This is a genomic window from Microcystis wesenbergii FACHB-1317, assembly GCF_014696875.1.
Taxonomy (GTDB): Bacteria; Cyanobacteriota; Cyanobacteriia; order Cyanobacteriales; family Microcystaceae; genus Microcystis; species Microcystis wesenbergii_A.
On record NZ_JACJQV010000125.1, the window covers coordinates 1 to 25,332 of the forward strand.

At 41.1% G+C, this 25,332-nt stretch carries 30 protein-coding genes and 2 pseudogenes; 14 read left to right on the forward strand and 18 right to left on the reverse strand.

The features are described 5' to 3' along the window. Positions 1-575, forward strand: a pseudogene (locus tag H6F92_RS09875) (ISKra4 family transposase); the annotation flags it as partial. Positions 576-954: 379 nt separating this feature from the next. On the opposite strand, the gene ovoA reads toward H6F92_RS09875, so the two are convergent. From ovoA to H6F92_RS09905, 6 genes are all read right to left on the reverse strand, one after another. Then, complete coding sequence (gene ovoA / locus H6F92_RS09880) at positions 955-2,310, reverse strand: 5-histidylcysteine sulfoxide synthase (RefSeq protein ID WP_190357700.1); 1,356 nt, start codon at positions 2,308-2,310, stop codon at positions 955-957. A 40-nt stretch (positions 2,311-2,350) separates the two neighbouring features. Beyond that, on the reverse strand, positions 2,351-3,361 hold the full coding sequence (gene egtD, locus H6F92_RS09885) for an L-histidine N(alpha)-methyltransferase (RefSeq protein WP_190357701.1): 1,011 nt from the start codon (positions 3,359-3,361) through the stop codon (positions 2,351-2,353). A 229-nt stretch (positions 3,362-3,590) separates the two neighbouring features. Then, positions 3,591-3,875, reverse strand: coding sequence for a DUF7734 family protein (locus tag H6F92_RS09890; protein ID WP_190357702.1), 285 nt, complete (start codon positions 3,873-3,875; stop codon positions 3,591-3,593). Positions 3,876-3,907: 32 nt separating this feature from the next. Then, entirely contained in the window at positions 3,908-4,501 is a 594-nt protein-coding gene (locus H6F92_RS09895) for a DUF3177 family protein (protein ID WP_002740183.1), read from the reverse strand. Between the two features lie 175 nt (positions 4,502-4,676). Beyond that, the gene (locus H6F92_RS09900) at positions 4,677-4,901 is read right to left on the reverse strand and encodes a Calvin cycle protein CP12 (protein WP_002792997.1); all 225 of its coding nucleotides are present in this window, start codon (positions 4,899-4,901) and stop codon (positions 4,677-4,679) included. A gap of 514 nt (positions 4,902-5,415) precedes the next feature. Next, the gene (locus H6F92_RS09905; RefSeq protein ID WP_190357703.1) at positions 5,416-5,733 is read right to left on the reverse strand and encodes a DUF4164 domain-containing protein; all 318 of its coding nucleotides are present in this window, start codon (positions 5,731-5,733) and stop codon (positions 5,416-5,418) included. A 189-nt stretch (positions 5,734-5,922) separates the two neighbouring features. On the opposite strand from H6F92_RS09905, the gene H6F92_RS09910 reads away from it, so the two are divergent. Next, positions 5,923-6,258: a hypothetical protein gene (locus H6F92_RS09910; protein ID WP_052276313.1), complete on the forward strand. Its 336-nt coding sequence runs from the start codon at positions 5,923-5,925 to the stop codon at positions 6,256-6,258. 58 nt (positions 6,259-6,316) lie between these two features. Here H6F92_RS09910 and H6F92_RS09915 read toward each other — a convergent pair whose 3' ends face one another. The 3 genes from H6F92_RS09915 to H6F92_RS09925 all read right to left on the reverse strand — a co-directional run bounded on the left by H6F92_RS09915 (position 6,317) and on the right by H6F92_RS09925 (position 7,281). Beyond that, a complete protein-coding gene (locus H6F92_RS09915) occupies positions 6,317-6,598 on the reverse strand; it encodes a type II toxin-antitoxin system RelE/ParE family toxin (RefSeq protein ID WP_002782273.1) in 282 nt (93 codons plus the stop codon). Further along, positions 6,595-6,810, reverse strand: a complete 216-nt coding sequence (locus H6F92_RS09920) for a hypothetical protein (protein WP_002766962.1) — start codon at positions 6,808-6,810, stop codon at positions 6,595-6,597. The genes H6F92_RS09915 and H6F92_RS09920 overlap by 4 nt, the downstream gene beginning before the upstream one ends. Before the next feature lie 126 nt (positions 6,811-6,936). After that, complete coding sequence (locus tag H6F92_RS09925) at positions 6,937-7,281, reverse strand: hypothetical protein (protein WP_002743929.1); 345 nt, start codon at positions 7,279-7,281, stop codon at positions 6,937-6,939. Positions 7,282-7,620: 339 nt separating this feature from the next. On the opposite strand from H6F92_RS09925, the pseudogene H6F92_RS09930 reads away from it, so the two are divergent. Further along, positions 7,621-7,719 (forward strand): annotated as a pseudogene (locus tag H6F92_RS09930) (IS5/IS1182 family transposase); the annotation flags it as partial. On the opposite strand, the gene H6F92_RS09935 reads toward H6F92_RS09930, so the two are convergent. From H6F92_RS09935 to H6F92_RS25905, 3 genes are all read right to left on the reverse strand, one after another. Continuing rightward, positions 7,691-8,674 carry an ATP-binding protein gene (locus H6F92_RS09935; protein WP_190357704.1) on the reverse strand — a complete coding sequence of 328 codons (984 nt, stop codon included), beginning with the start codon at positions 8,672-8,674 and terminating at the stop codon, positions 7,691-7,693. The pseudogene H6F92_RS09930 and the gene H6F92_RS09935 overlap by 29 nt on opposite strands. Positions 8,675-9,762: 1,088 nt before the next feature. Beyond that, positions 9,763-10,068, reverse strand: a complete 306-nt coding sequence (locus H6F92_RS09940; RefSeq protein ID WP_190357705.1) for a YkvA family protein — start codon at positions 10,066-10,068, stop codon at positions 9,763-9,765. A gap of 233 nt (positions 10,069-10,301) precedes the next feature. Further along, positions 10,302-11,300 (reverse strand): NADAR family protein, encoded by a 999-nt coding sequence (locus tag H6F92_RS25905; protein WP_242030081.1) that lies wholly within the window; start codon positions 11,298-11,300, stop codon positions 10,302-10,304. Positions 11,301-11,735: 435 nt separating this feature from the next. On the opposite strand from H6F92_RS25905, the gene H6F92_RS09950 reads away from it, so the two are divergent. The 3 genes from H6F92_RS09950 to accD are packed head-to-tail and all read left to right on the forward strand — an operon-like array spanning position 11,736 to position 13,766. Further along, positions 11,736-12,545: a prepilin peptidase gene (locus H6F92_RS09950; protein ID WP_190357706.1), complete on the forward strand. Its 810-nt coding sequence runs from the start codon at positions 11,736-11,738 to the stop codon at positions 12,543-12,545. 41 nt (positions 12,546-12,586) lie between these two features. Continuing rightward, positions 12,587-12,796, forward strand: a complete 210-nt coding sequence (locus H6F92_RS09955; RefSeq protein ID WP_002746583.1) for a hypothetical protein — start codon at positions 12,587-12,589, stop codon at positions 12,794-12,796. 19 nt (positions 12,797-12,815) lie between these two features. Next, positions 12,816-13,766, forward strand: a complete 951-nt coding sequence (gene accD / locus H6F92_RS09960; RefSeq protein WP_190357707.1) for an acetyl-CoA carboxylase, carboxyltransferase subunit beta — start codon at positions 12,816-12,818, stop codon at positions 13,764-13,766. Between the two features lie 85 nt (positions 13,767-13,851). Here accD and H6F92_RS09965 read toward each other — a convergent pair whose 3' ends face one another. Further along, positions 13,852-14,235: a Fur family transcriptional regulator gene (locus H6F92_RS09965; protein WP_190357708.1), complete on the reverse strand. Its 384-nt coding sequence runs from the start codon at positions 14,233-14,235 to the stop codon at positions 13,852-13,854. 31 nt (positions 14,236-14,266) lie between these two features. On the opposite strand from H6F92_RS09965, the gene purS reads away from it, so the two are divergent. From purS to rfbB, 4 genes are all read left to right on the forward strand, one after another. Next, positions 14,267-14,563, forward strand: coding sequence for a phosphoribosylformylglycinamidine synthase subunit PurS (gene purS / locus H6F92_RS09970; protein ID WP_190357709.1), 297 nt, complete (start codon positions 14,267-14,269; stop codon positions 14,561-14,563). Positions 14,564-14,623: 60 nt separating this feature from the next. Continuing rightward, positions 14,624-15,307: a phosphoribosylformylglycinamidine synthase subunit PurQ gene (gene purQ / locus H6F92_RS09975; protein ID WP_190357710.1), complete on the forward strand. Its 684-nt coding sequence runs from the start codon at positions 14,624-14,626 to the stop codon at positions 15,305-15,307. Positions 15,308-15,405: 98 nt separating this feature from the next. Next, positions 15,406-16,332 carry a CDF family zinc efflux transporter Cdf31 gene (cdf31, locus tag H6F92_RS09980; protein WP_190357711.1) on the forward strand — a complete coding sequence of 309 codons (927 nt, stop codon included), beginning with the start codon at positions 15,406-15,408 and terminating at the stop codon, positions 16,330-16,332. A 46-nt stretch (positions 16,333-16,378) separates the two neighbouring features. Further along, positions 16,379-17,455 carry a dTDP-glucose 4,6-dehydratase gene (rfbB, locus tag H6F92_RS09985; RefSeq protein WP_190357791.1) on the forward strand — a complete coding sequence of 359 codons (1,077 nt, stop codon included), beginning with the start codon at positions 16,379-16,381 and terminating at the stop codon, positions 17,453-17,455. A gap of 229 nt (positions 17,456-17,684) precedes the next feature. Here rfbB and H6F92_RS09990 read toward each other — a convergent pair whose 3' ends face one another. Then, entirely contained in the window at positions 17,685-17,834 is a 150-nt protein-coding gene (locus H6F92_RS09990; protein WP_190357712.1) for a hypothetical protein, read from the reverse strand. On the opposite strand from H6F92_RS09990, the gene rpsP reads away from it, so the two are divergent. Both rpsP and H6F92_RS10000 read left to right on the forward strand, forming a co-directional pair. After that, on the forward strand, positions 17,833-18,081 hold the full coding sequence (rpsP, locus tag H6F92_RS09995) for a 30S ribosomal protein S16 (RefSeq protein WP_002736858.1): 249 nt from the start codon (positions 17,833-17,835) through the stop codon (positions 18,079-18,081). The two genes, H6F92_RS09990 and rpsP, sit on opposite strands and share 2 nt — an antisense overlap. Then, a complete protein-coding gene (locus H6F92_RS10000) occupies positions 18,074-18,439 on the forward strand; it encodes a KH domain-containing protein (protein WP_190357713.1) in 366 nt (121 codons plus the stop codon). Before rpsP ends, H6F92_RS10000 begins: the two co-directional genes overlap by 8 nt. 9 nt (positions 18,440-18,448) lie before the next feature. Here the strand turns inward: H6F92_RS10000 and obgE are convergent, their stop codons facing one another. Genes obgE through H6F92_RS10015 form a run of 3 tightly spaced genes read right to left on the reverse strand, consistent with a single transcriptional unit; the run spans position 18,449 to position 20,207 of the window. Then, positions 18,449-19,477 (reverse strand): GTPase ObgE, encoded by a 1,029-nt coding sequence (obgE, locus tag H6F92_RS10005; protein ID WP_190357714.1) that lies wholly within the window; start codon positions 19,475-19,477, stop codon positions 18,449-18,451. A 44-nt stretch (positions 19,478-19,521) separates the two neighbouring features. Then, the gene (locus H6F92_RS10010; protein WP_190357715.1) at positions 19,522-19,989 is read right to left on the reverse strand and encodes a type II toxin-antitoxin system VapC family toxin; all 468 of its coding nucleotides are present in this window, start codon (positions 19,987-19,989) and stop codon (positions 19,522-19,524) included. Continuing rightward, positions 19,986-20,207, reverse strand: coding sequence for a hypothetical protein (locus tag H6F92_RS10015; protein WP_150978015.1), 222 nt, complete (start codon positions 20,205-20,207; stop codon positions 19,986-19,988). The genes H6F92_RS10010 and H6F92_RS10015 overlap by 4 nt, the downstream gene beginning before the upstream one ends. A 399-nt stretch (positions 20,208-20,606) precedes the next feature. Between H6F92_RS10015 and sppA the strand changes: the two genes are divergently transcribed. Both sppA and H6F92_RS10025 read left to right on the forward strand, forming a co-directional pair. Then, positions 20,607-22,421 carry a signal peptide peptidase SppA gene (sppA, locus tag H6F92_RS10020; RefSeq protein ID WP_190357717.1) on the forward strand — a complete coding sequence of 605 codons (1,815 nt, stop codon included), beginning with the start codon at positions 20,607-20,609 and terminating at the stop codon, positions 22,419-22,421. A gap of 54 nt (positions 22,422-22,475) precedes the next feature. Beyond that, positions 22,476-24,635, forward strand: a complete 2,160-nt coding sequence (locus H6F92_RS10025) for a ComEC/Rec2 family competence protein (RefSeq protein WP_190357718.1) — start codon at positions 22,476-22,478, stop codon at positions 24,633-24,635. Here the strand turns inward: H6F92_RS10025 and H6F92_RS10030 are convergent. Beyond that, a complete protein-coding gene (locus H6F92_RS10030; RefSeq protein ID WP_190357719.1) occupies positions 24,625-25,155 on the reverse strand; it encodes a universal stress protein in 531 nt (176 codons plus the stop codon). The two genes, H6F92_RS10025 and H6F92_RS10030, sit on opposite strands and share 11 nt — an antisense overlap. Positions 25,156-25,332 lie beyond the last annotated feature (177 nt).

The following is a 25,332-nucleotide window of genomic DNA, read 5'->3' on the forward strand; positions in this document are numbered from 1 at the left end:
TAAGAACTGCCAAGGGAAAAGCCTTAATTTGGCGTGATTATAAAGCAGTGAGTTTTCATCAACTGGGGGTAGCGGCTTTTTTTCAAGATAACTCAGCTTGATTAGATTTGGTTGATGCTCAAGTTCTGGCTAAACCTTGAATTTGTTGAGGAGATGGACATGATGGTATCTGGAATCTATTTAGTCAGATAGGAGAGAAACAGGAAAGAATTGAAATTTTGTCTTGGTATCATTTAATCGAAAACCTCTATAAAGTTGGGGAGTCATTCCAGCGAATTGAGGAGGTCAAGTCTTTTCTTTGGATGGGTAAGGTGGATGCTGCTATCTCCTGTTTTGAGGGATGGTCAGAGCCGCAAGCTGAGAATTTTATTATTTATTTAAACAAGCATAAACATCGAATTGTCAATTATGATTATTTGCAGGCAGCGGGCATTTCCATTGGCTCTGGCGACCTTGAATCAAAAATTAAACAAATTGCTCATCGTCTTAAAATTACTGGTGCAAGTTGGGAATCTGGTAATGTACCGCAAGTCCTTTGTCATCGCTGTGCCTATCTAAATGGTTGCCTTTTTTAACTTTTTTATTTACCTCATTAAGTAGGGCTGGCTGAATAAATCTAAAAACCTTGTTGGATAAGGCTTTTAGACTTTTTTTTCCTCAAAAAGTGCCGACCTTTGGAGGGATCGGGGGTAAAATTCAGGTACTTTTTCCCTGAAAATTAGGTAACTGACTACCTCAAAATCGGTAAAACCCTACACCCCACACCCCACACCCCACACCCTGCCCCCACCAACAAACTTTTTCAGCAGACCCTAAGTATAAATGCTTAAGGCAAAGGTGAGATGCTCCCCCCACAACCCACACCCGTTCGGACCTCGGCGTGAGCTTTTGTCGAACGCTGATCTCACCGTCGAAGCCCACACCCCACCAACAAACTTTTTCAGCAAACCCCACCTAAAGACTTTGCGCGATTCTAAAACCAGCGTGTTGATAAAAATTCCGGCGAAACCAATTGCGATAGTAGGGTAGGATTTCTGTGCCGTTAGTCACCCAAGCTCCTCCTAACATCATTTTATGTTGACTATTAAAGAAAGGAGTGGAATTGTCAGCATAGAGGTAATGGGGTTGAAAGTCAGTTAAGGGATTAAAATCATCTTCTAGCCATTCCCAGACGTTACCGCGTAAATCATAAATTCCTGAGTTATTGCCCGCATTTTTTAACATTCCTACGGGAGTGGGAGAACAGAATTTTAAATTGAGGTTATAGTCATCAAAGTTATCGTTTTCTAGGGTATAACATCGATTTTTTTGACTGCCATAGGTGGCTAAATTCCACTCAGCTTCCGTCATTAAACGTATTCCTTGACCTTGAAAACGACAGTAAGCGATCGCTTCATAATAGTTCACTTCTACCGGCCAATCAAGAGGTAAATCGAAAACATCAAACATGGCTCGATATTGATAATTTCCGCGCTCATCTACCAGCCAAAATTTAGGATATTTGACTCGATAATGATTTTTCCATTGCCAAGCTTCTTCATCCCAATAACTGGGATTTTCGTAACCACCATTATGGACAAATTCTTTAAATTCTCCGTTGGTAATCATATATTTACTCACCAGAAAATTTTTAACTTTAACTTGACGATAACCATACTCATTATCCCAACCATAAATAGGAGAATCTTGGGGTTTACCAATTTCTACTATTCCCCCAGAAACCTCCACCATTTGATTAGGATAAGCTTGACAAAAAGCAGGGGCATAATGCCAACCTGGAGGACGTTGCAGACAATCTAAGGGCAGTTGTCTGAGTAACATTGAAGATGTTTCAAAGTGAATACGTTGATGCTCAATTCCCATCATTAATGACCAGAGAGAATGCTGAGGATGAATAGGAAGATTAAGGGGGATATTTTTAATGATTTCGACCACAATTTCAGAGACTTGTTGTCGATATTCCCAAACTTTAGCCACCCCAGGCCACTGAATCTGGGCGATAGCAGAGTTTAATTCTTCAGGAGTTGCTGGATCTACTCCCACTCCAAACAATAATTCATAGTCAGGATTAGGGCTTTTTTTTAATAGGTTAACCAGCTGCAATTTATTCAGATAAAAAGCGGCAGCATGACCTAAATAAAAAATGAGGGGATTTCTTAAATCGTCAGGGTTACAATAAAAAGTTTCTTCTTTGATGATGCTTTTTAACAGCATATCTTCTAATTGCCAGGCATTTTCAAAATAGTCTAGTATATTTTCTCGACTACAGTTATTTAGAGAGATAGGAGCCTGTGCTTGAATCTTTTCCATGTTTTTATGCCTCTATTACTGCTAATAATTTTCTCATTATTTACGGTGATAATTGACAGAGAATTAAACCGAATAAATTTTCAGGATCGGTGAAAACCTTAAGCGGTTTTAATCCCTTTGATTCTAGGTCTTTTTGCATAGTTTCTAGGTTGAATTTACGGGAGATTTCTGTTAAAATACTTTCCGATGCTTGAAAATTAACTGTTAAATCGAGTTTTTTAAGATGCACAGGGTGAGTTTTTTGGCAAATTAAATACATTTCAATTTGAGATTTATCTTGATTATAGATAGCTTGATGACTAAATAAATCAAGGTTAAAATCAGCTTGAAAACGCCAATTTAAATGGGAAAGCATATTTAAATTAAAAGCGGCTGTTACCCCTTGAGCATCATTATAAGCTGCTTCTAAAATTGCCGACGGTTTTTGTAGATCAATCCCTAATAAAAAATAATCTCCAGGTTTTAGGACAGTAGCAATTTTTTCTAAAAATTTATCACATTCAGTCGCAGAAAAATTACCGATCGAACTTCCCAAGAAAAAAATCATTCTGGTATTATAGGAAGGGTTTTGACAATAGGCTAAGGCCTGTTCATAGGTTCCAATTAACCCCTTAATGGGTAAATTAGGATATTCTTTTTGTAATTCTATGGCACTAGCTTGGAGAATAGTTTCACTAACATCGATAGGTACATATTTAGAGGATTTTTGCTGTTGATAATAAGCGTCCAATAACAGACGAGTTTTAGTGGAACTACCACTACCTAATTCGATCAATTCGCAGGCTCCTGTATAGGCGACAATTTCTGGGGCATATTCTTGAAGAATAGCCGCTTCTGTCCTAGTGGGATAGTATTCTGGCAATTGACAGATTTCTTCAAAAAGTTGGGAACCTTGCTGATCATAAAAATATTTAGATGGTAAACTTTTGGGGGTTTTAGTTAATCCTTCAATCACATCTTTGCCATCATCTCTAACTATATTTTGTCCCGTAGCAGCGGTGGCTAAATACTCAATTTGTAACAGTTTTTGGTTAGATTGTTTAAGTTGCATAGATTCTCCAGATTATTCTCCAGTTTTTTGATTGTTCTCGATCGATACCGAGGATGAAATCCACTTTGACAGCTTGAATACTGGCAGAGATTATCATTCCCTGGTAATCTTACCATAAAACGCCGCAAAATTTACCTCTTGTCTATCTAGACAAGGTTTGTGGAAGGTAAATAAAAGCTGTTAAATCCATCGAGATGGGTGCTGATATTATCCAAGCAAAATTACCCGTTCAATTAATCAGTAAAAATTGCATTTCCTCTAAGCTAAGATTTTCTTGGATATAGCGAGGATTAAGGGGATGATAGGGACTAGCAAGACGAGCTATCCTAATAATTGTCGCCATTTCAGGAATGAGCGGAATATCGGGATCGTAGGGGGTGCTGCGGGTAAGGGAACTAGAAAAACCCTTGAAAATAGAGATTTCTTCCTCCTCCCCATCCACAGCAATAGTCACTAATAAAACCTCTTGGGTATTTTTGAGGGTGTATTGTTCGAGTTGTTTACCAATATTCATAGAAAAATGGCTAATTATCGATAGCTAAAGACTTACTGTTGTAAAGCTGAACGTCCCTGTTTGCCAAGGCGAATAAGAAGAAAATGGGCAAAATAGAGAGTATAAAAAGAGAGACCAACCAAACCAAAAAAGCCTAAAACATTAGCGGTAGCTTCTGAATGAAAAATCTCGCGAAACTGCCAGGGTGCTTCCTGCCAAACCTGACAATAGGGAGAATTTAGTAATTCCCCTGACATAGCACAGGAGAGAAAAGGTAAGGTAGAAATTGCGCCCAGAGGAGAATAGATAGTTACTGCCCAACGCCAAGCAGTGGTGACAAATTTAATCGGACTAGCAGGTAAATCTTTAATTTCATCGTTAATATCCACCCAAAACCAGAGGGAAATCGGGATTAAAATCTTAGCTAAAAAACTGGTGACAAAACCAATCGGCCAGGAAGCAATCATTAAATATACGGTAATTAACAAAAGACTAGCCACTCGCCAATAGATAATCAACAATTTCTGCAATGATTCGATTTTTGCAAATAAAGACCAAATCAACAAAATTGCCGGAATAATTACCGTAAATAGGACGGCTAAACGATAATCTATCCAAACGAGAGGACGAAACCAAAGTTGATTCATAAACTATTCAGACATAATTACACTGTCACCATTTTACTGTCTTCGGACGCAGGAGCCAAAATCGGCCACAGCTTGACCAACAAACAAAAAAACGAGGGGCGATCTCAGCTATAAAGAGATCGCCCTAAAGCTAGGATTCTACTGTGAGGAGAGAAAAAACCGCTGCCCGACTCCATTAATCGTCATAAACGCGACACTCGGCGGCATCGGGATTATCATCACAATACTTTTCGAAGTAGGTTTTTTGGGGGTGGTCTTGACGTTGGTGAGCTGCTTCTGCTTGTAATTCTTCCACCGCATCCCAAGCGGCGGCGCATTCGCCAGAGGTGGCACCTTCCGTACTACAGACGGTTCTGGCGTTTTCTAGCTCTTCTTGAATTTTATCTTGGATATTGCTCATGATTCCTCTGGAATTGATCTATTGACACTCTAACAATTATACAGTCACCTTCTCAAGCCACAGGATCGGTTATCCCACTCGATCGCCTTTCCTGTGCTATTGAGCCGATCCTAGCGCAATTTTTGGGCAATTTAAAATCAAGATTTCCTGACCGGGCCAATTTTTAGCCCAGATTTCGCACTGGAGAAACGCCACAGGGATTTCTCCCCGGGATAGACAGCGAGCAGAACCATATATCGACTTATTTAGGCCTTGCTGAATAAATCTAAAAACCTTGTTGGGTAAGACTTTTAGACTTTTTGTCAATCAAAAAGTACCAGGTATGGGAGTGATCAGGGGGAAAATCCCTGGACTTTTTCCCTAAAAATTAGGTAATTGGCCACCTCAAAACCGGTAAAACCCCACACCCTGCCCCCACCGAAAAACTTTTTCAGCAGACCCTATTTAGGCCGTCTTACCAGTCTCGATGCTCCCTTAGACAGGGTGGCGCAGATCGAATAAGTTATTCTAGGGACTAGGGGAAAAAGACTGTTTTGCTGGCAATAGTCAGCATTCCTGTCACCAAAATGCCGACAATGCTAAGGAATCCAATGGTGGTAATGTTGACTTGTGCGTTGAGATCGTCAACCCGCTTTTCTAGTCCCGTAACTTTGGCATCTAAGGCCTTAATATCCCCTTTAATTTCTCCTAAACTGTTCTCGATCGCCTTCTGTCCATTTTCTAGGTTTGTCAGTCGGGACTCGATCGCTGTCAGTCGGGACTCGATCGCTTTCTGTCCACCAACGATTAAATCTTCTAACCTTTTCAGATCATTCTCGGTAACTGCTGTCATCAGTGACAATCCTCTTAAAGTTGAATTTTTCCCAGTCTCCTATCAATACTCTATCAATATTTTCTCGGTCGAGCATTTCTACTCTAGAATAAAAGATATTGCAATCCCTGTTAGGGAATTTATTAGAAACTTGAGGTATGTAAATGTGACATAATCACAGTTTCGCATTTAACCTTCATAAGATGGAATATGAATATCATTGACGCTTTAAATCTCAAAAACCCCCAAGATTACCCTTCTAGAGAAGCTTATCAGCAAGACGTTGTCAAAGCGGTACAGGTATTGATGCGTCTAGGTATTATGGATAGTCCCTCGGCCGATTTAACCGCTTCCCTAGACTCTATCCTTGAGAAATTACAAGAGGATGAACTGGCTATCTACGGTAGAAAACGCAGTAAACAAGAAATTATCGCCGATTTAAAGCAAGTTAATAGTGAAATTGCCGAACTCGATCGAGAAATAGCCGACTTAGAATGGCAAATTGCCCTCAAAAAAGCTGAAATATCTGTTAATGAGGCATCTTAGGGTTTTTTATCTTGATTCTGGTTCGGTTTCTGCAAACTGAGCGCAATAATCATCCGCACTAATAAACTTCATCGTGAGTCCCAATTGACTCTAGAAGAATTGCCTGTTTCTGCTCATATTCAACGAATTTAAAGACAATTCTTAAATCATAGCCCACACTACAAGCATAAGAGTCTTTAAGCTCCCCTTTTAATTTGTGTGTTCTTAATCGAGGTTGAAATGGATCTACGGATAATAAAGCTAAAGTTTCTTGGATATTTTGAACTAAAAAAGCCTGTTTTTTCACAATTTTTCGAGCATTTCTAATAAATATATTCGAGCGTAATAAAACAAAATTCACGAAAGGATTTCCTCCATGATTTGTTCAGGTGTCATGGGTTGACATTGACCTTGTGCAAATTCCTGTTGAGCTTCTTGAACATCTCTAAACAACTCTGTTCTTTTTTGATCTCGAAGACGATTCTGTAAAATATGAATGAGATTTTCTTGATCTTCAAGGGAAAGTTGCTCGGCTGCTTCTAGAATCTCTGCAAAGGTTGTTTGTATTGCCATTTTCTTAAGGGGCGATCGCTTAAACTATCTAGAATTTACAATCAAGGCTAAAAATGATGTTGGGTTTCGTTGCGAGTACCCAACCCGGGAGATTGGTGATCGCACTAAGTTAAATTAGGTTGAGGTCTATTGAATTGTTTGCTCAACTTCAACAATATCAAAAGCTGGAGCCACATAATAATCTATGTGTCCAGGCTTAACATCAAACCAAACAGATAAAGTTAAAATTTGTTTCCCATTGGGAGAAATAAAGGTAGCACTACATAATCTGTTTCCACAAATAATTTCAGGCCAACCTGGTACATAATCTGGAACAACACTTGGTTTTGGCTTCCAACCTAAATTAAGGATTTCTTGACGATATTCACCATAGGGAGATAAACCCTTAGTGGGAACTAGCTGTGCCTTAACCGCCTCTCCCCACAAGAAAACCCAAAAAAATAATATCCCGATATTTAACTTGATACTCATTATCCTTATTCAGCGAGAGTTACCGCATAAACATTCATTATATCGATATTTTTTGTCTAGTCAACCCAGAGGACAAAAAACAGAAACTTGACCTATATTCACCGGGTAGAGAATGTTATCTAGAAACATTCCCTACATTTCCGTGAATGGCCAAGGGTTGCTGATTTTTTTCTTAACCACAAAGACAGAAAGGACACAAAGAGAGGGAGTAAGGGATTTCCACTACTCTAAGAGCGCCAAGAGAGCCGTATCATCTAAGGACTAATATGAATTTGACTGAGAATATAACGCAAGCGATCATAATCATCTTTAAGTAAAACACTTAACTGTCTGCCCACATTCACTTCAGGTAAAAGAGGTTATCAGACTTGAAAATCCCAATTAGTAGCTGATCAAAATACAGAGGAAATTATCTGTGTCTTTTGTGGGAAAGGCAAGTGATTGTAAATGTTGTTCCTTTTCCAGGAGTTGAACGAACACTAATACTGCCTCCAATTTTCTTCAATTCAGATCGGACAATATCTAAGCCATAACCTGTTCCAACTCTCATATCCCGAATATCTTTAGTGCTGAAATCAGGATGAAACAGAAATTCATAGATTTCTAAATCAGACAAATGGACGGCAGAAGCAGCAGTAATAAGTTTTTTCGCAATCGCTTTAGACTTAACGCATTCCACATCAATCCCAGCACCATCATCTGAGAAAGAGATGACAACTTGCTTCTCTTCATGGCTGGCAGTTAAAGTAATTTTTCCAGCAATTGACTTACCCAGTGATTGCCGTACTTCTGGCATCTCAATACCATGAGTAATCGCATTATTAAGAAGATGTGGCAATAGTCGAGGAAGTCGTTCTAGAAGGAATCGAGGGATTCGGACTTGTCCATCTAAAATTTCTACTTCTACTTGTTTTCCATAATCTGCTGCTGCTGTATAAGCTGCATTTTGTAGAGGAAATCTTTGCTCAATTTCTGAGAATAATTCAGTGGGATTAGTTAGAATAGCAATATGCGCTTCCAGGGTTTGTACAGTTGGTCTCACCTGAACCGTCATCTGATTCTCGAGCTCTCTAAAATCCCAAGAATAGACTATTTCTTTCAGGGAATACTCCAAACTGTCAAATAATTTGAGTAGAAGGGTAACCAATTCAGTATCTGGTTGAAGAGGATGATCACGGATCACCTTCAAGTATTTCTCTAAGTACCCTGTAATGTCCTCAATGTATTTCGCCCCAATCATCCCAGCTTCTGTACGAATAGAAACTATATTTCGCAACAGTTGATGAATGACTACTGATGGATCAACTTCTAGATTTAGTAAGTCTATCTCAATTGCTCCTAAACGATCTTGGCTACGTTCAACAAAGTCTTGAATAAAATGATCGCCTTTCATAAAGTGGACTTTGGGTTATCTAAAAGAAACTAGAACTGTCATCATATTAAGTAGTCGTGCAAAATTAATTTCCTAGTCGAGACTCCGAGACTCCGAGACTCCGAGACTCCGAGACGGGATACAGCTATTAGGGATCGGATTTGAGTTTTCAGTTCACTGTTTACTGATCACAGCAGAAGTCTGACGGAGTAGTGGCTTAGATGTGTAATTAATTGTGCTTAGATACTTAAGACAATCAATCGGTCTAACTAGATATTATAGGTCAACTTTCTGCATAACAATCTTCAGAGTAACGATAGGTGGAAACTTTCGGCATATTAACCCATTTAGGCGCAATCTCCAGAACTTTTCCGTATATCACGCCCAAAAGCGTATTGGCCAGATTAGCTTACTGCAAACAACCTCCTTTAAGGAGACTTATCACAGAAACCTTCTGGGAGTCTAGCAAAGATTCTTATATCTGGCCGCACTTTGTCACAAAATTTAACTATTATTTCGACACTCTTAATGGTTAGAAGGGAAACATCGATCGCCAAGTCTGGTCAATTTTTGTCCAACGCATTTCAGGAAATGACCTGAATAAGTAGCTAGACATAATAGACCTCTTGTAAAAATCAAAAATTGTTGTTAGGGTTAGGAGTCAGTAGCCAGTAGTCAGTAGTCAGGAGAATTAAGAATGAATAATAATTTAATTAAATAGTCTATTGAGAGATTTTATGCCATTTAATCCTTATTCTTGTCGTTTTTAAACCCTCAAAAATTAATTATGCAAGAGGTTTAATTAATTACACATATCTAACCACCTGTTGCCTGAGTGCCTGTCCTGATATGTAGCCTATACTCAACGGATTTAGTATTATATGCTGCCCAGAAAGACAAAACCATAACAGCACTCATCGAAAACTGGATTGATAGTCTAAAATTAGAGGAAAAGGATAGGACGGGTTTTAACCCGTCGAGTCGCATTTCATCCATTGCTTAAAAAGACAATGGCTTTCATGCTCCCATGTTATTTCGGTAAAGGTAATCATGATTAATTGCTGGTGGGAAGTTAAGGAAAAAAAGGAAGTAGGAGTGAGAAGAAAAGACTATTGAAGGGGGACTTCTACCGCGTCAGTATCAACGGCATTGGTTGTGGAAGAAACTTCGGTTTGATTCTTCACTACTCCCGGACGGCGAGTGCGATAATCAAGAACTAATCGCGATAATTCCGTGGTTAAAAGGGTGAGGACAATCCCATCATCGATCCAACCAATAATCGGGAAAACGTCAGGAGAAATATCGAGGGGACTAAAAAGATAAACCATAGTTCCCAGAATGATAATCCAACGATATTTAGGGTGAGTGATTTTGCTGCTGTACCAGTTGTAAAAAGATTCAACAATCGGTTTCATTAATTTTTCCTCGTTGACGGCGATAATTTAATTTTGTCAGGTTCCCCTTGGGGCTGATAGTGGGGTTTTACCCCCCATTATGTAGGGTTATCCCCGCTAATTAATCAAAAAAAATGCCCCGAAGAAAATTCACCTTTAGGGATGAGCCTGAAGTATTATTACTGGATGCTTAAGAGGGGAGATAGTGGCATCTTTATCCCGTGCAGGCGTTGGTTAGCTCGCCAGTCAACCATCTACTGGCCGCTGGAAAAATCGTAACGTATTCGTTCACGGGTTTCCATCAATAGCTGACCCAGCATATTCAATCCAGTTCCATCTCCACCATCACCCCAGTATCTATCATTGTTTGTATGCTCAATCAGCTTTAGATCACCTGTTGAAAGTATCTTTTCAGTTAAGTCAGGATGTTGTGTAAATTTGGCATATAGAGCCTCTCGCATGACATCATCTTTGATGATTTCCCAATCTCGTCGCAGTGGTCTGCGACGATCCCGTCCCATCTCGGCCGCCTCTCGTGCTGTTTTGGCTTGTCGAATTTCTTCTTCATGAGGAGTATTAACAAACTTCTGAGCCTGAAAGTAATGTTCTGAGGTAGGCCATATTCTATCTTTTAGATGGATTGGGTATGGTGCGAAATTCGAGAAAAACCCGTAAGGCTTATTTAAATGGTAAAACTTAATAGACTCACTCATAGCCTCGCTTGCATAGTCAATAGCATACTTCCCTAGAGTCGTTTGGATAAGTGTATTAATTTCCCGAGGAAGTGTTGCAATACCTCCGCCAATTGCATAACCTGGGATTGAGCTTTGATTTTGCCATGCCAAAACATCCCATCCCTGATCAAGTAGAAACTTGATGTATTCCAAGTCAGATTCAACAACTTGTTGGTGAGTACGTCCGCCATAATCGCTGTAAGTCATCGTAGTAATGGGAGCAATTTGCAAACGCCTTTGTAATGTGGAGTATTTACCTCCCATCAGAGACTCCATCGCTTCCATGACCGCTGCTTGATTGGCTCCTGATGTATTAGTATTCCAATGACCGGATTCATAGGTCTTGTGAATTGTTATAGTTTGAGCATAGTTAGCCGAGTAGGTGATAGCAACACCAGATGACCCTATACTGATCAGCTTTTGTGCTTCAGCAATAATAGCGAGAGCCTGATCAAATGCGGAAAGATTGTTTCCGCTTTCGTCTTTATAAGGCAAGTAAAAATTGAATAGACTTCCCATGATAAGCACTTTGATTGAACTGACAAACCATCAAATAGAGATGAATGCCGATTATGGCGGTCTTCATGTTTATAAACTAAAGGATGCGGGAAACTGGTACTTACTAAAACCACGAATGTATGGAAACGTATCAATTGGGCGAAAGTCCAACGATAGGTTTTTAAGCTCCACAAGAAGATATAGTGAGTGGCTAAGATAAGCTGTAAACAATAGAACAGTTAAACTAGGTAGGAGCCATATAAGGTGAAAGTCTCATGTACGGTTCTGAATGGGAGGGGAGGTCGGCGACGACCTTTTCGACCCGTAATAGATGAAGTATAACTTAATTTGGTATCGAGGACTGACTCCCCAAAAGGAAAACTTCCGATCTCGCTATTAAGATAACTGCTATAACCGAGTATTCTAGGAAAGTGATCGGATTTCAGCCTTGAGTCTATGGAAACCCTCTTTCATCTAGTTACTTTTGCCTTTGTCTTCGCTTTTGGTGCCTCGGTGGGCAGTTTTTTAAACGTGGTCATCTATAGATTACCCCAGGGGATATCTCTAGTTTATCCCCCTTCCCACTGTCCGAAATGTCACCATAGGTTGGGTAAAAGCGAGAATATACCCGTTTTCGGCTGGTTATGGCTAGGGGGTCGCTGTCGCTGGTGTAAAACCCCGATTTCTGTCCGTTATCCAGCGATCGAAACTTTTACCGGTTTATTATTTTGTCTGGTTTTAGGAGATTTTAGCTTTTCTTGGCAGACCCTCGGCTATTGGATTCTCCTCAGTTGGTTATTAGCTTTAGCTTTGATCGATTTTGACACGATGACGCTTCCTAACTCCCTCACCCAATCGGGATTAGTTTTAGGGATAGTTTTTCAGACTCTTTTAGGTTGGCAAAATAATCAAACTGTTATCTATCTCTTTTCAGCGATCGCTAGTGCGGTTTTAGGAGTCTGGTTATTTGATCTGATCCGGTGGGGGGGGAGTTTTGCCCTCGGACAACAGGCCATGGGGGGAGGAGATGCGAAATTAGCGGCCATGATCGGTGCTTGGTTAGGATGGCAAGCATTATTAGTCACCGCTTTTTTGGCCTGCGCTATCGGGGCGGTGATCGGTATGACGGGCATTTTTCTCGGTAAAATGGGGAAAAAACAAGCTATACCCTTCGGGCCATTTCTTGCCCTCGGCGCTCTGATGAGTGTCTTTTGGAGTGATAAGATCATCTCAGCCTATCAAACGATTTTTTTCCCTTTCTTGTAAAAAAGTTATCTTGTAATTAAATCTTGATACAATAGTCTTTCGTGTCTTGGATCACCATTAGAACAACCCCCAGTAGTTGGGAAGCCGATTGGCTACAGGAAATGCTCAAAGCTCACGACATCCCCAGTCGCGTTATCGCTATTGGCCCTGGTATTTATTGCGGCCAGGGGCATCAGGCCGCCCTACAAGTGCGTCCCCAAGATCGCTGGACAGCACTTTTGTTATTAAGTCCTCTAGAAGAAAGTCGATAAATTGTCTTTATTTTAAACTATGTCTCTATTTGATTGGTTTGCAAATCGCCAAAAAACAGAACCCAAGGTTCAACAACAACAGGAACGAGAAATAGCCGATGGTTTGTGGACAAAATGCCCAAATTGCGGCGTTTTGGCCTATACGAAGGATTTATTAGCTAATCAACTGGTGTGTGTCGATTGCGGTCATCATAATCGGGTGGAAAGTGACGAAAGAATTCGCCAGTTAGTCGATGCTAATACTTGGAATTGCCTCGATGAACAGATTCGACCGACGGATCCCCTCAAATTTTGCGATCGGAAAAGTTATAGCGATCGCATCCGAGAAACCCAAGAAAAAACTGGTCTGACGGATGCTGTCCGGACGGGAACGGGGACGATCGATGGTTTACCCTTAGCTTTAGGGGTGATGGACTTCCGTTTTATGGGGGGTAGCATGGGATCGGTGGTGGGAGAAAAACTCTGTCGTTTGACGGAACAAGCTACCGATGAAAGTTTACCCCTGGTGATTATCTGCGCTTCTGGCGGGGCGAGAATGCAGGAAGGAATGTTAAGTTTAATGCAGATGGCCAAGATTTCTGGCGCTCTTAACCGGCATCGGGAGGCAAAATTACTCTATATTCCTGTCCTGACTAATCCCACCACGGGAGGAGTCACGGCCAGTTTTGCCATGTTGGGAGATATTATTATTGCTGAACCAAAGGCTACTATCGGTTTTGCTGGTAAACGGGTAATTGAACAGACTTTGCGCGAGAAATTGCCAGAAGGTTTCCAAACATCGGAATACTTGTTAAAACACGGGTTTGTCGATGCGATCGTTCCCCGTACCCATCTCAAGAAAACCCTGGCCCAATTAATTAGTTTACATCAGCCCTTTTTCCCCTTGTTATCCCCCCTCAACAGCCATCATCACTACAGTCAACCGGAGTTAATCCCCCTGAAAACAGTCCAGGGCCAAACAACAGTTTAATCCCTGTAGGACGGCGCTGGAGTTGAAAGTCTGAGCATTTGTACTAAATTTACCCGATAGGCAGTTTAAATGCCGCAAACCCTGCTTAACCGGGTTGACAGCGATCGCAAAGTCCAAAAAATTCGAGAGTATGGTAATAAACCTTGAATTGGTGGGATTTTTCGAGTTTTTCTTCCAATTCATGAACGGGACACTCATTAAAGACGATAGACCGACCGCAATGAATACAGGTAAGATGGTGTTGATCCTGCTGAACGGAACTGTAGAGGGATTCTCCTGTGGCTAGGGTTCTCACCTGCACTGCACCCTGTAATTTTAGGGATTCTAGGGCGCGGTAAACAGTGGCTAACCCCATGTTTTGGTCACGCTGACGGAGTTCCACAAACAATTCCTGAGCGGATACTGCCCGATTTAAGGTTTTGAGTAAGTGGATAATGCGCTCTTGCGATCGGGTGCGTTGGGGTTTCATATCAAAAAGGTCAGCGATCAAAATTAATTCTATGCCAAAAAATTATCAGTGCTGTATATATGTTACCCTGCGCCCCTCGGTTCTCGATCCGGCGGGTACGGCGGTAGAATCGGGATTAAAACAATTAGGTTATGATACTGTGGCCGGGGTGCGAATTGGTAAGTATATTGAGCTTACTGTGACAGCAGCGGACGAAACCAGCGCCCGCGCTCAATTGGATCAAATGTGCGATCAACTATTGGCTAATCCTGTAATTGAAAATTATCGCTTTGATTTGCATTGTCAGGAAACAGAAGTCAGGAGTCAGGAGACGGGAGACAGGAGGTAGAGCAAATAAGTGAAATTTACCTGTCACCTTCTGCTAAAAAACTTAACCAAGTTAAAAATTATGAAGTTTGGGATTATTGTTTTCCCCGGATCGAATTGCGATCGAGATGTGGCAACGGTGACGGAGGGGATTTTTCAGCAACCTACCCGCTATATTTGGCATCAAGAGACGGATTTAGGGGATGTGGATGTGATTGTGGTGCCGGGGGGATTTAGTTACGGCGATTATTTGCGCTGTGGTGCGATCGCTAGATTTTCGCCAGCGATGAAAACTGTCCGAGAAGAAGCCGAAAAAGGTAAATTAGTTTTAGGCATCTGTAACGGTTTTCAGGTATTAACGGAAATCGGACTGCTACCCGGTGCGTTAATTCGCAATCGCGACTTACATTTTATCTGCGATCGAGTGCCGGTAAAAGTGGAAAATAATCAATCTGTCTGGACGCGAGGCTATCAACCGCAACAGGTGCTTAATTTGCCGATTGCTCACGGAGAAGGGCGTTATTATGCCGCAGAAGATACGTTAAAATCTCTGGAGGATAACGGACAAATTCTCTTTCGTTACTGTACTCCCACAGGAGAGGCAAATGAGTCAGGGAATCCCAACGGTTCGTTAAATAATATTGCAGGAATTACCAATAAAGCAGGAAATGTGCTAGGAATGATGCCTCATCCCGAACGCGCCGCCGATCCGCTGCTCAATTTGACCGATGGTAGTCTGTTATTTCAGGAGTTGATCAATTGTTGATGACTGAAATATTAGGAGATAGGAGACTCCGAGACTCCGAGATAGGAAATAACTGATGACTGATGACTGATGACTGATAACTGATAACTGATAATCCTGTGGCTGTTTTAAAAGATAATCGGGCTACTGTCCAAAAAGTTCTCTGGATCACCCTACTGCTAAACATTTTGGTTATGGCGATCAAAGCGGGGGTGGGTTTGAGAATTGGTGCTTTAAGTCTGCAAGCGGATGCTCTCCATAGTGTCACCGATAGTGCCAATAATGTCTTGGGATTAGTAGCGATGCGGTTTTCCTCTCCCTATCCTGATCGAGATCATCCCTACGGACATCTGAAATACGAAGCGATCGGAGCTTTAGCGATCGCCGCATTTTTGGGGATTGCCTGTTTTGAAATCTTGCAAGGGGGGATCATGCGTATTATCAAAGGAGGAAAACCCGTCGAGATTGCAGGTCCTGAATTATGGCTATTAATTATCGTTTTAGGGGTGAATATTTTTGTCACCTATTATGAAAGATCGGTGGGGCAGCGTGTCGGTAGTCCGATTTTGATTGCCGATGCTCGTCATACCATGAGTGATGTGTGGGTGACAATTACGGTTTTATTGGGTTTAGTCGGGGTTTGGGTGGGCAATACGGCTAATATTCCCCAATTACAATGGTTAGATGTGATTTTGTCTTTTCCCGTCGCTTTTTTGGTGTTTAGCAGTGGTTGGAAAGTCCTGATGGAGAATTTACCTTTGTTAGTGGATGAAATGGCGATCGCTCCTGAAGTGATTCATCAAATTGTGATGGAGGTGCCGGGGGTGCTTAATTGTCATGCGATCGCATCTCGGGGAGTGGTGGGAAGACAGGTATTTATAGAAATGCACCTAATTGTCTCCGCTCAAGATGTAGAAACTGCTCACGCAATCACGGAAGCGGTAGAAGCAAGATTAACTCAACAATTTAGCCCTGTGAGAATTTTAATTCACGTTGAACCGCCGGATTATCGCTCCGATCAGATCACTTTTGATGAAGAAGTGTGAAGCAAAAAAGCCTAAAATAAGTAGCGAACTTTTGCTAGAGGTGGCCATGGCGACGGAAAATCAAGCTAGAAACATAGTAATTACTGGTGGAGCAGGATTTATCGGCTCGAATTTTGCTCATCATTGGTGCGAGAATTATCCTGAGGATCGTGTCATTGTTCTTGATGCTCTTACCTACGCGGGCAATTTGAATAATTTAGCGACACTGAAAGATAGAAAGAATTTCCGTTTTCTGCAAGGGGATATCTGCGATCGAGCTTTAGTTGATGAATTATTTGCCAGTGAAAATATCGATACAGTTGCCCATTTTGCAGCCGAATCCCATGTGGATCGATCGATTCTTGGCCCTGGGGCTTTTGTGCAAACTAATGTGGTGGGAACTTTTACTCTATTAGAAAGTTTTCGGCAACATTGGTTAAGTAATCATCAACCCGATAACTATCGTTTTCTGCACGTTTCCACCGATGAGGTTTATGGCAGTTTAGGAGTAGATGATCCGGCTTTTACCGAAACTACTCCCTATGCTCCTAATAGTCCCTATTCTGCCTCAAAAGCGGGGAGTGATCATCTAGCGAGAGCTTATTTTCATACCTACGGAATGCCGACAATTATTACTAATTGCTCTAATAATTATGGTTCCTACCATTTCCCAGAAAAGTTAATTCCTTTGATGTGTATTAATATTCTTTTGGGTAAACCTTTACCTGTTTATGGTGATGGTCAAAATGTTCGAGATTGGTTATATGTGCGGGATCATTGTCAAGCTTTAGATACAGTTATTCACAAAGGCAAAGCGGGAGAAACCTATAATATTGGCGGAAATAATGAGGTAAAAAATATCGATTTAGTCAGGATGTTATGTGATTTAATGGATGAATTAGCTCCCGATTTACCCGTGAAACCTGCTCAGAATTTAATTACTTTTGTCAAGGATCGCCCCGGACATGATCGCCGGTATGCTATTGATGCCAGTAAAATTCGCACTGAATTAGGTTGGCAACCTCAAGAAACGGTAGAGGGGGGATTAAGAAAAACCATTCAATGGTATCTCGATCATCGAGATTGGTGGCAACCTTTGTTATCCAAAGAATATCAAGAGTATTATGGGAAAGTTTACGGTTAGAGAGGGGTAAAAACTAGACCTCTTGTAAAAATCACAAATTGTTGTTAGGGTTAGGAGTCAGTAGCCAGTAGTCAGTAGTCAGGAGAATTAAGAATGAGCATTAATCAGTTAAATGATCTATTTACAGATTTTATGCGATTTAATCCTTATTTTTGACGTTTTTGAACCCTCAAAAATTAATTATGCAAGAGGTTTAATTTAATCTTAATTTCGGGTGTGTTAGCCAAAACTAACACACTTCAACTTTGTACCTCACCATTAAGATATCGGCGTTATTTTCAATAATATCGAATGGCTGCCGACCGTTCCCTCGATCGCCACTTGTGGAAATACCGTCGGGATGAGTTAGAATCGGAAAGAAGAATTTTTGAGTAACCATGATCAAATTACGTCTAAAACGCTTTGGTAAAAAACGCGAAGCCAGTTATCGTATCGTTGCGGCCGTTAGCACCAGTCGTCGCGATGGTCGTCCCCTAGAGGAATTAGGATTTTACAATCCCCGCACCGATGAAGTGCGTCTGGATGAAGAAGGGATTATCCGACGCTTACAACAAGGAGCGCAACCGACGGACACCGTACGCAGCATTCTCACCAAACAGAAAATTTTCGAGAAAATCAATGCCTAGTACCCCCAATTATCTCGAACTGGTGAAATTTATTATCGAGCCGTTTTTGGAAGATCCGGCCAGTCTGAGATTGGATATCGAGCGCTGTAAGGAAAATGAACGTCTTTGGGTGCGTGTAGCCTTCGATGATGCCGATAAAGGCAAAGTTTACGGCCGGGGAGGGCGCAATTTACAGGCGATTAGAACTACCCTAGAAATGGCGGCCGCGAGTGCAGGTCGCTCTCTTTATCTAGAAGTCTATGCGGCCGAAAATGAAGGCGAACAGCGCCGCACCCGTCGTTCTAACGGTAACTTTGAAGGTACGGAAAGAAGACCGAGCAATCGCCGACCACCCGCACCCCGGCAACCCAGCAACTAACGAGCAATTTTAGGAAAACAGGGAAGGGGTTTCAACCTCGACCCTCTCCAGTTGCTCTAATTGCTGCCAAACTTTGGCGAGTAGAGTGGTTAATCCGGCTCCCGTCACGGCGGAAATAGTCAAAATCTCGGCATTGGTTATTTTAGCAAACTGCTTTTGATAGTTATCTATCGTTTCCTCGTCCACAGCATCAATTTTGTTGAAAACCAGTATTTGCGATCGCTTTTCTAATCCTCGACCATAGGCGGCTAATTCCCCTTGAATAATTTGATAATCGGCGATCGGGTCTTCTGCTGTCAAGGAGACAAGATGAATTAACAGGCGTGTGCGTTCGATATGGCGCAAAAATTCGTGTCCTAAGCCGATTCCTAGGTGCGCTCCCTCGATTAATCCAGGAATATCGGCGAATACCGTCCCATCTCCCGTGGGTTTGCGTACCACTCCCAAGTTAGGAATGAGAGTCGTAAAGGGATAATCGGCGATTTTGGGACGAGCAGAGGAAACGGCCGAGATTAGGGTGGATTTTCCCGCATTGGGCAGCCCGATAATGCCCACTTCCGCTAATAACTTCAATTCTAGGCGTAAATGGCGTTTTTCCCCGTCTAAACCGGGTAAAGCGTATTCGGGTGCGCGATTATTATTACTTAAAAAGTGCCGGTTGCCTAATCCCCCTTTTCCCCCGGCAGCCACGATTAAAGTCTGTTCGGGAGTGACCAAATCGCCGATAATTTCCTCGCTATCGAGATCGTAAACCACTGTACCACAGGGAACTTTAATAATGCGATCGCTACCGTTGGCTCCGGTGCAGTTGTTCGGACCGCCCCGTTTACCGTCATCGGCCTTAAAATAGCGACTATACTGGAAATCTAGCAGGGTTTGCAGGTTCTGAGTCGCCACAAAAATCACCGAACCACCTTTTCCCCCATTACCTCCGGCCGGACCGCCAGCGGGGACGTATTTTTCCCGACGGAAAGCGACAATTCCATCACCTCCCTTACCCCCTTCTACTTCTATTTCGGCGCGATCAATAAACTGCATAAGATTAAGTAGTTAAAGTGAAAAAATGATCGAGATCAAAGCTGTTATAGGTTAATATCCTGCCAATTTAAAGCTTCTGCGAATCCCTGAAAATGTTTGACATTAGTGGTAGCGATGACTAGATAACGACTCGGATATTGTTTTTTTAATAACTGCCAATGAGCAAGAATAATAATATCTACGTCAATATTGTAATTATCAGCCGTTTGTTTGCCAATCTTTCGAGTTTCTACCCAAATTTGTGACGCTGCTAACATCACATCGGTATCTAAATTTAAAAAATCAATGACATTGCGTAATTCATTAAGATTATCTAGGCTATTAAAGGAATTTTTTTTGACCGATTCTAATAATAGGCTTCTTCTGACTTCATAATCACAGATATCGGAACTAACTACATAAACGCCTTTAGAAAAAAGTGAATAAAGCCAGTCTTCGCAGTCAGCTGGTTTACCCGCTTTTTTAGGATGAGTTAGTAAACCCAAAACCCCCGAATCGATAAAGACAATCATCCTTGGCTATAAAGCTTTGAACCCAAAGGACGAGCATTATCAATCGCAGTCTGAAAATTGAGCAAACACTGGGAAATTTCTTGGTCTTGCTCATCGGTTATTTGTGACCGTTTTTGTCGTCTTTGTTCTAAGATAGCCAAGGCCGAACGATTTCGTTTAATTTGTTCTTTTCGATCCCAATCCGGATAATTGACGAGTTTGGGTTTTAATTGATTCATCTCTTTTAAGTAGGTAGGTGTTAAAAATTGCCAGACATCCCCCTTATCAAGGGGGGAAGGGGGGATCAAAGACAGAATCTATCTTCAATTTAATTGATTCATCTCTTTGACTGGAAATTGTCTATCACAATCTTAGCCGATCCCTTGACTAAGAACAAGAGGTAACAAGCCTCCCCTTTCAAGGGGATGAAAATTCAAATCTTGCTGATTTCAAGCTACCGACGACCAGTGATAGTCACTGATAACTGATAACTGGTAACTGATAACTGAAATGACACCTAACAACTCCAATCACTATCCCCAAGGTTTTTAGTACATTCGTTCGGAAATAAAAAACTTGTTTCTGGGCGGGGAATCCCTACAATAGGAAACAGGATAATTAGTAGCAGATGAAAACCGATGGGACAGTTTTTTAAACAAACCTTCGCTAGTTGCTTGGGAACTTTATTGGGATTATTGGTGTTTTCGTCTTTAGGTGTAGGGGGATTAGCATTTTTACTGCTTTCTCTCCTTAATTCTAGCGATAGCTCCTCAGTTAAGGAAAAATCGGTCTTAGTCTTTAACTTGGCCACCAATATCAGCGATGCTCCCCCTAGTTCCAGTTTAGCTGATAGTTTGACCGGTGAGAGTACGACCACTTTAAATTTGCGACAGGTGATAGCGGCGATCGAAAAAGCCGCCCTTGATGATAATATTGTCGGTCTGTTACTCTATGGTCGCAACAATGTCGGTGAATATGGCTATGCTACCCTGACGGAAGTGCGGCAAGCTTTGGCAAAATTTCGCCAATCGGGTAAAAAAATTATCGCCTACGATGTGGAATGGACGGAAAAGGAATATTATCTCGCTTCCGTTGCTGAAAAGGTGATTATTAATCCCGTGGGGAGAATGGAAATTAATGGTTTAAGTAGTCAGCAAACCTTTTTTGCCGATGCACTAGAAAAGTATGGTGTGGGGGTACAAGTGGTAAAAGTGGGTTCTTTTAAGGGTGCAGTGGAACCCTATACGCGTCAGGATTTAAGTGTCCAGAATCGTCAGCAGCTGCAAACCCTACTCGATACAATTTGGTCTAATTATAGTGCCACAGTGGCCAAAAGTCGCAATTTAACCCCCCAACAAGTGCAAACTATTTCTGATACTCAAGGTATTCTGGAAGCAACCACAGCGAAAAAGGCGGGTTTTGTCGATGAAGTGGCCTATTTAGATCGAGTAATTGTTTTAGCAAAGGAGTTGACAGGAGAAGCAAAAAATAAAACTACTCAAGAGGAAGATTCTAGCTCTTTTTCGCAGATTTCTTTAGCTAATTATGCCAGTTCTCTCGATGATGAGGGGGGAGATAGTAGCAATCAAATAGCGATAGTTTATGCAGAAGGGACAATCGTAGAAGGTCAGGGAGATAGAGGTGAAATCGGTGGGGATAAATTGGCGAAAGAACTACGAAAATTACAAGAGAAGGAGGAGGTAAAAGCGGTAGTTTTGCGGATTAATAGTCCGGGGGGAAGTGCCACCGCTTCCGAGGTGATTCTGCGGGAAATTAAGCGTTTAGATGCGAAAAAACCGGTAATTATTTCTATGGGTGATGTGGCAGCTTCTGGGGGTTATTGGATCGCCATGGGGGGTCAAAGAATTTTTGCTGATAATGATACAATCACTGGTTCGATCGGTGTGTTTGGATTATTGTTAAATATCCAGAAGATTGCTAATAATAATGGCATCGATTGGGACACGGTGAAAACTGGAAAATTGGCCGATATATCTACTATTACCAGACCGAAAAATCCCCAAGAATTAGAAATTTATCAAGCGGCAGTTAATCGGTTCTATGATTTATTTATCGAGACGGTGGCCAGGGGGCGAAAATTATCCCCAGACAAGGTTAGAACTGTGGCCCAAGGTCGTGTCTGGACGGGAAAAGATGCGGTGAAAATTGGTTTAGTTGATCAAATTGGTGGTCTAGAAGTGGCAGTACAATACGCAGCCAAAACAGCTAAATTAGGGGATGATTGGAGTCTGAAAGAATATCCTCGATCGCAAAGTTGGCAAGAAGAACTCCTCTCTAATTTCTTGCAAACCTCTCTTCCTCCTCTCACTAAAAATAATCACCCTTTGACGCAGGAATGGCAAAATTTTCAGCAGGAATTATTGAAGTTACCTACATTTAACGATCCCCATAGTGTTTATGCTAAGTTACTTTTTAATCTCGATTTTCGCTGATACTTAGATAAAAATAATGCTTTCTAATTCTGAAATTCTTTAACAAAAATTTCTATGAATCGCCCTAATAGCGTTATTCTTAGTTTAGCCTATATTTTGGGATTATTATCTACAGGTCTGCTAGATTTTAGTCCCCAGTTAAACCGATGGCAAGAAGTGGTAATTAGAATTGTTATTATCAGTCTAATTACCCTGTTAACCACAACTTTTATCCGTCGTTTTTGGTGGCAAAGTCCCCCGAAAAAAATTTGGCTGATAGCGGGATTAATAGCTATCTTTGCCGTTGTTTATCTAGAAATTCGCACTCCTTACCCCAGCGCAAACGATATCAGTCATCTTTTAAAAAATAATGTAGTTAACTCTATTAAAATCACGGGCAGTATTATATCAGAAATCCGTCTCAATCGCCGAGAAAATTTACAATTTTGGTTAGAAGTAAAAGAATTTAGCCTCAAGAATTTACCGACAGAAAAATCCACAGGTAAACTCTACGTTACTCTACCAAATCTAGCAGAAAATCAGGTTTATCCCGGACAAGAAATAACAGTTAAAGGATTACTTTATCGTCCCCGTCGTGCCAATAATCCCAGTGCTTTTGACTTTGCTAATTATCTAGCGCGTCAGGGTGCTTTTGCTGGTTTAAAAGGGGAAATAATTATCAATAAAAAGTCACCGACTTGGGGAGTTTGGCAGATTCGTCAGCGCATTGTTGAGGCACAAATTCAAGGACTAGGCCAAGAAAAAGGGACTTTATTAAGTTCGATTACCCTCGGACGACAAGCGGTTAATTTGCCAGCAAAAATCACCGATTTATTTATTAAAACTGGATTGGCTCACATTTTAGCAGCTTCTGGCTTTCATGTGTCTATTTTGTTGGGATTTGTTTTAACTATTACTCGCAATTTATCCCCTAAAAAACAGTTTATTATTGCCCTTACTATCTTAATAATTTACGGCACCTTAACAGGGTTACAACCTTCAGTTATGCGGGCGATTTTGATGGGAATTGGGGCATTAATCGGTCTGCTTTATAATCGACAAGTTAATAGTTTAGGTTCCCTGTTACTAGCGGCTACAATTCTATTATTATGGCAACCTCTCTGGATTTGGGATTTAGGATTTCAGTTAAGTTTTTTAGCGACTTTGGGATTAATTATTACCGTTCCTTTACTGAAAAATAAAATTGACTATTTCCCTAATTTAATCGCTGAACCTATAGCTATTAGTCTAGCTGCCACTCTCTGGACTATGCCTTTATTGATGTTTACATTTAACTCGATCGCTCTTTATAATATCCCCATTAATATTATCACAACTCCCCTAATTACCCTAATTAGTTTAGGAGGAGTTTTTACTGCTTTTTTAGGCTTAATTTATCCCCCTTTGGGCAGTATCGGTGCTAGTATTCTCTATTACCCTCTCAAGTTATTACTGCAAATTACCAACTTTTTTAGTCTGCTTCCTTTTAGTACCTACTCCACAGGTAAATTATCCTTAGGAGTGATGTTAATTATTTATATTTGCCTTACCTTAATCTGCTGCAATCTCTGGTTTCGTCAACGGTGGCATTTAGTCGGTTTATTTATCCTCACTTTAATTTTAATACCGATTATTTATCAACATTTAACTTTAACTCAGGTGACAGTTTTAGCCACCAAATCGCAACCGGTAATAATTATTCAAAATCGAGGAAATACTCTCTTAATTAATGGGGAGGAACCCGCAACAGCACGTTATACAGTTTTGCCTTTTTTGCGACAGGAGGGAATTAATCAAATACAAGGAGCAATAACCGTCAATAATTCGGCACAATTCTCAACTATCAGTGAGGACATACCGATTCAAAAAACTATTACTTTATCCCAGTTAGAAAAATTTAATCTCGGCGAAATTACTGGACAATTGATCGAGAAAAATTTATTTAAATTTCAGGTAAAAAATCAATCTTGGCTATGGATTATCAACCCGAAAATTCCCGTTAATTTATCCCAAAAATTCAGCCCGCTAGTGTTATTATGGCAGGGAAGCAATCTAGATAAACAATGGTTAGAGTCCATTCGACCGCAAACAGCGATCGCTGTCACTACCAATCTCTCCCGTAATGCCAGAAATCAACTGAGAAAGGCCAGGATTAAGACTTACTGGACCGGGAGAGATGGTGCAATTCAATGGACAGCAAAAAATGGATTTCAACCCTTTCTAATTAATGAGTGATGTGTACCACCAAAACTGAACAGGGAGCATGATGTACCACATAATTACTGACACTACCTAAGATTAACTCAGATAAACCCGATCGACCGTGACGACCAACAATAATTAAATCTATCCCCTCTTGCTGAGCAACTTGACAAATTTTCTGCCCCGGATCACCGATATAATAATCAGCCTTGGCCGTGATATTATCTTCCTTAGCTCGATCAACTAAACCGTTTAACCAAGCTTGTAATTCCGCTTGCATTTCTTCAGTGATTTGTTGTTCCAAGGCGATCATATCGGGGGGATAACCGCCACCATAACCGATCAGATTACCATAAATAAAAGTTTCCGTGTAGGGAGTCAAAGGTTGAGACAGACTATAAATAATCCGCAACTCACTAGCGTAGGTTTTCGCTAAGAGAATAGCCGTATTCAACACCTCTGGAGTGGGATCTTGATAATCCACAGCCACGAGAATTTTATTATAGAGTTTGTTGGTATCTCGATCGACTGAGATTGTTTCCGTATTATCCATAGAATTAGCCTCCTCGATAGCAGATAACGTCAGGGTTGAAGTTAATCTTTTTTCCCACCGGCTGCCAGCAATACCCTGGATCGCTGATGATCCCCTACCTCTAGTGTGACATTTTTCGGATGATGTAGCTAAATCCCCAAAAAAATTAACAATTTGGGGAGACTCCGAGACGATACC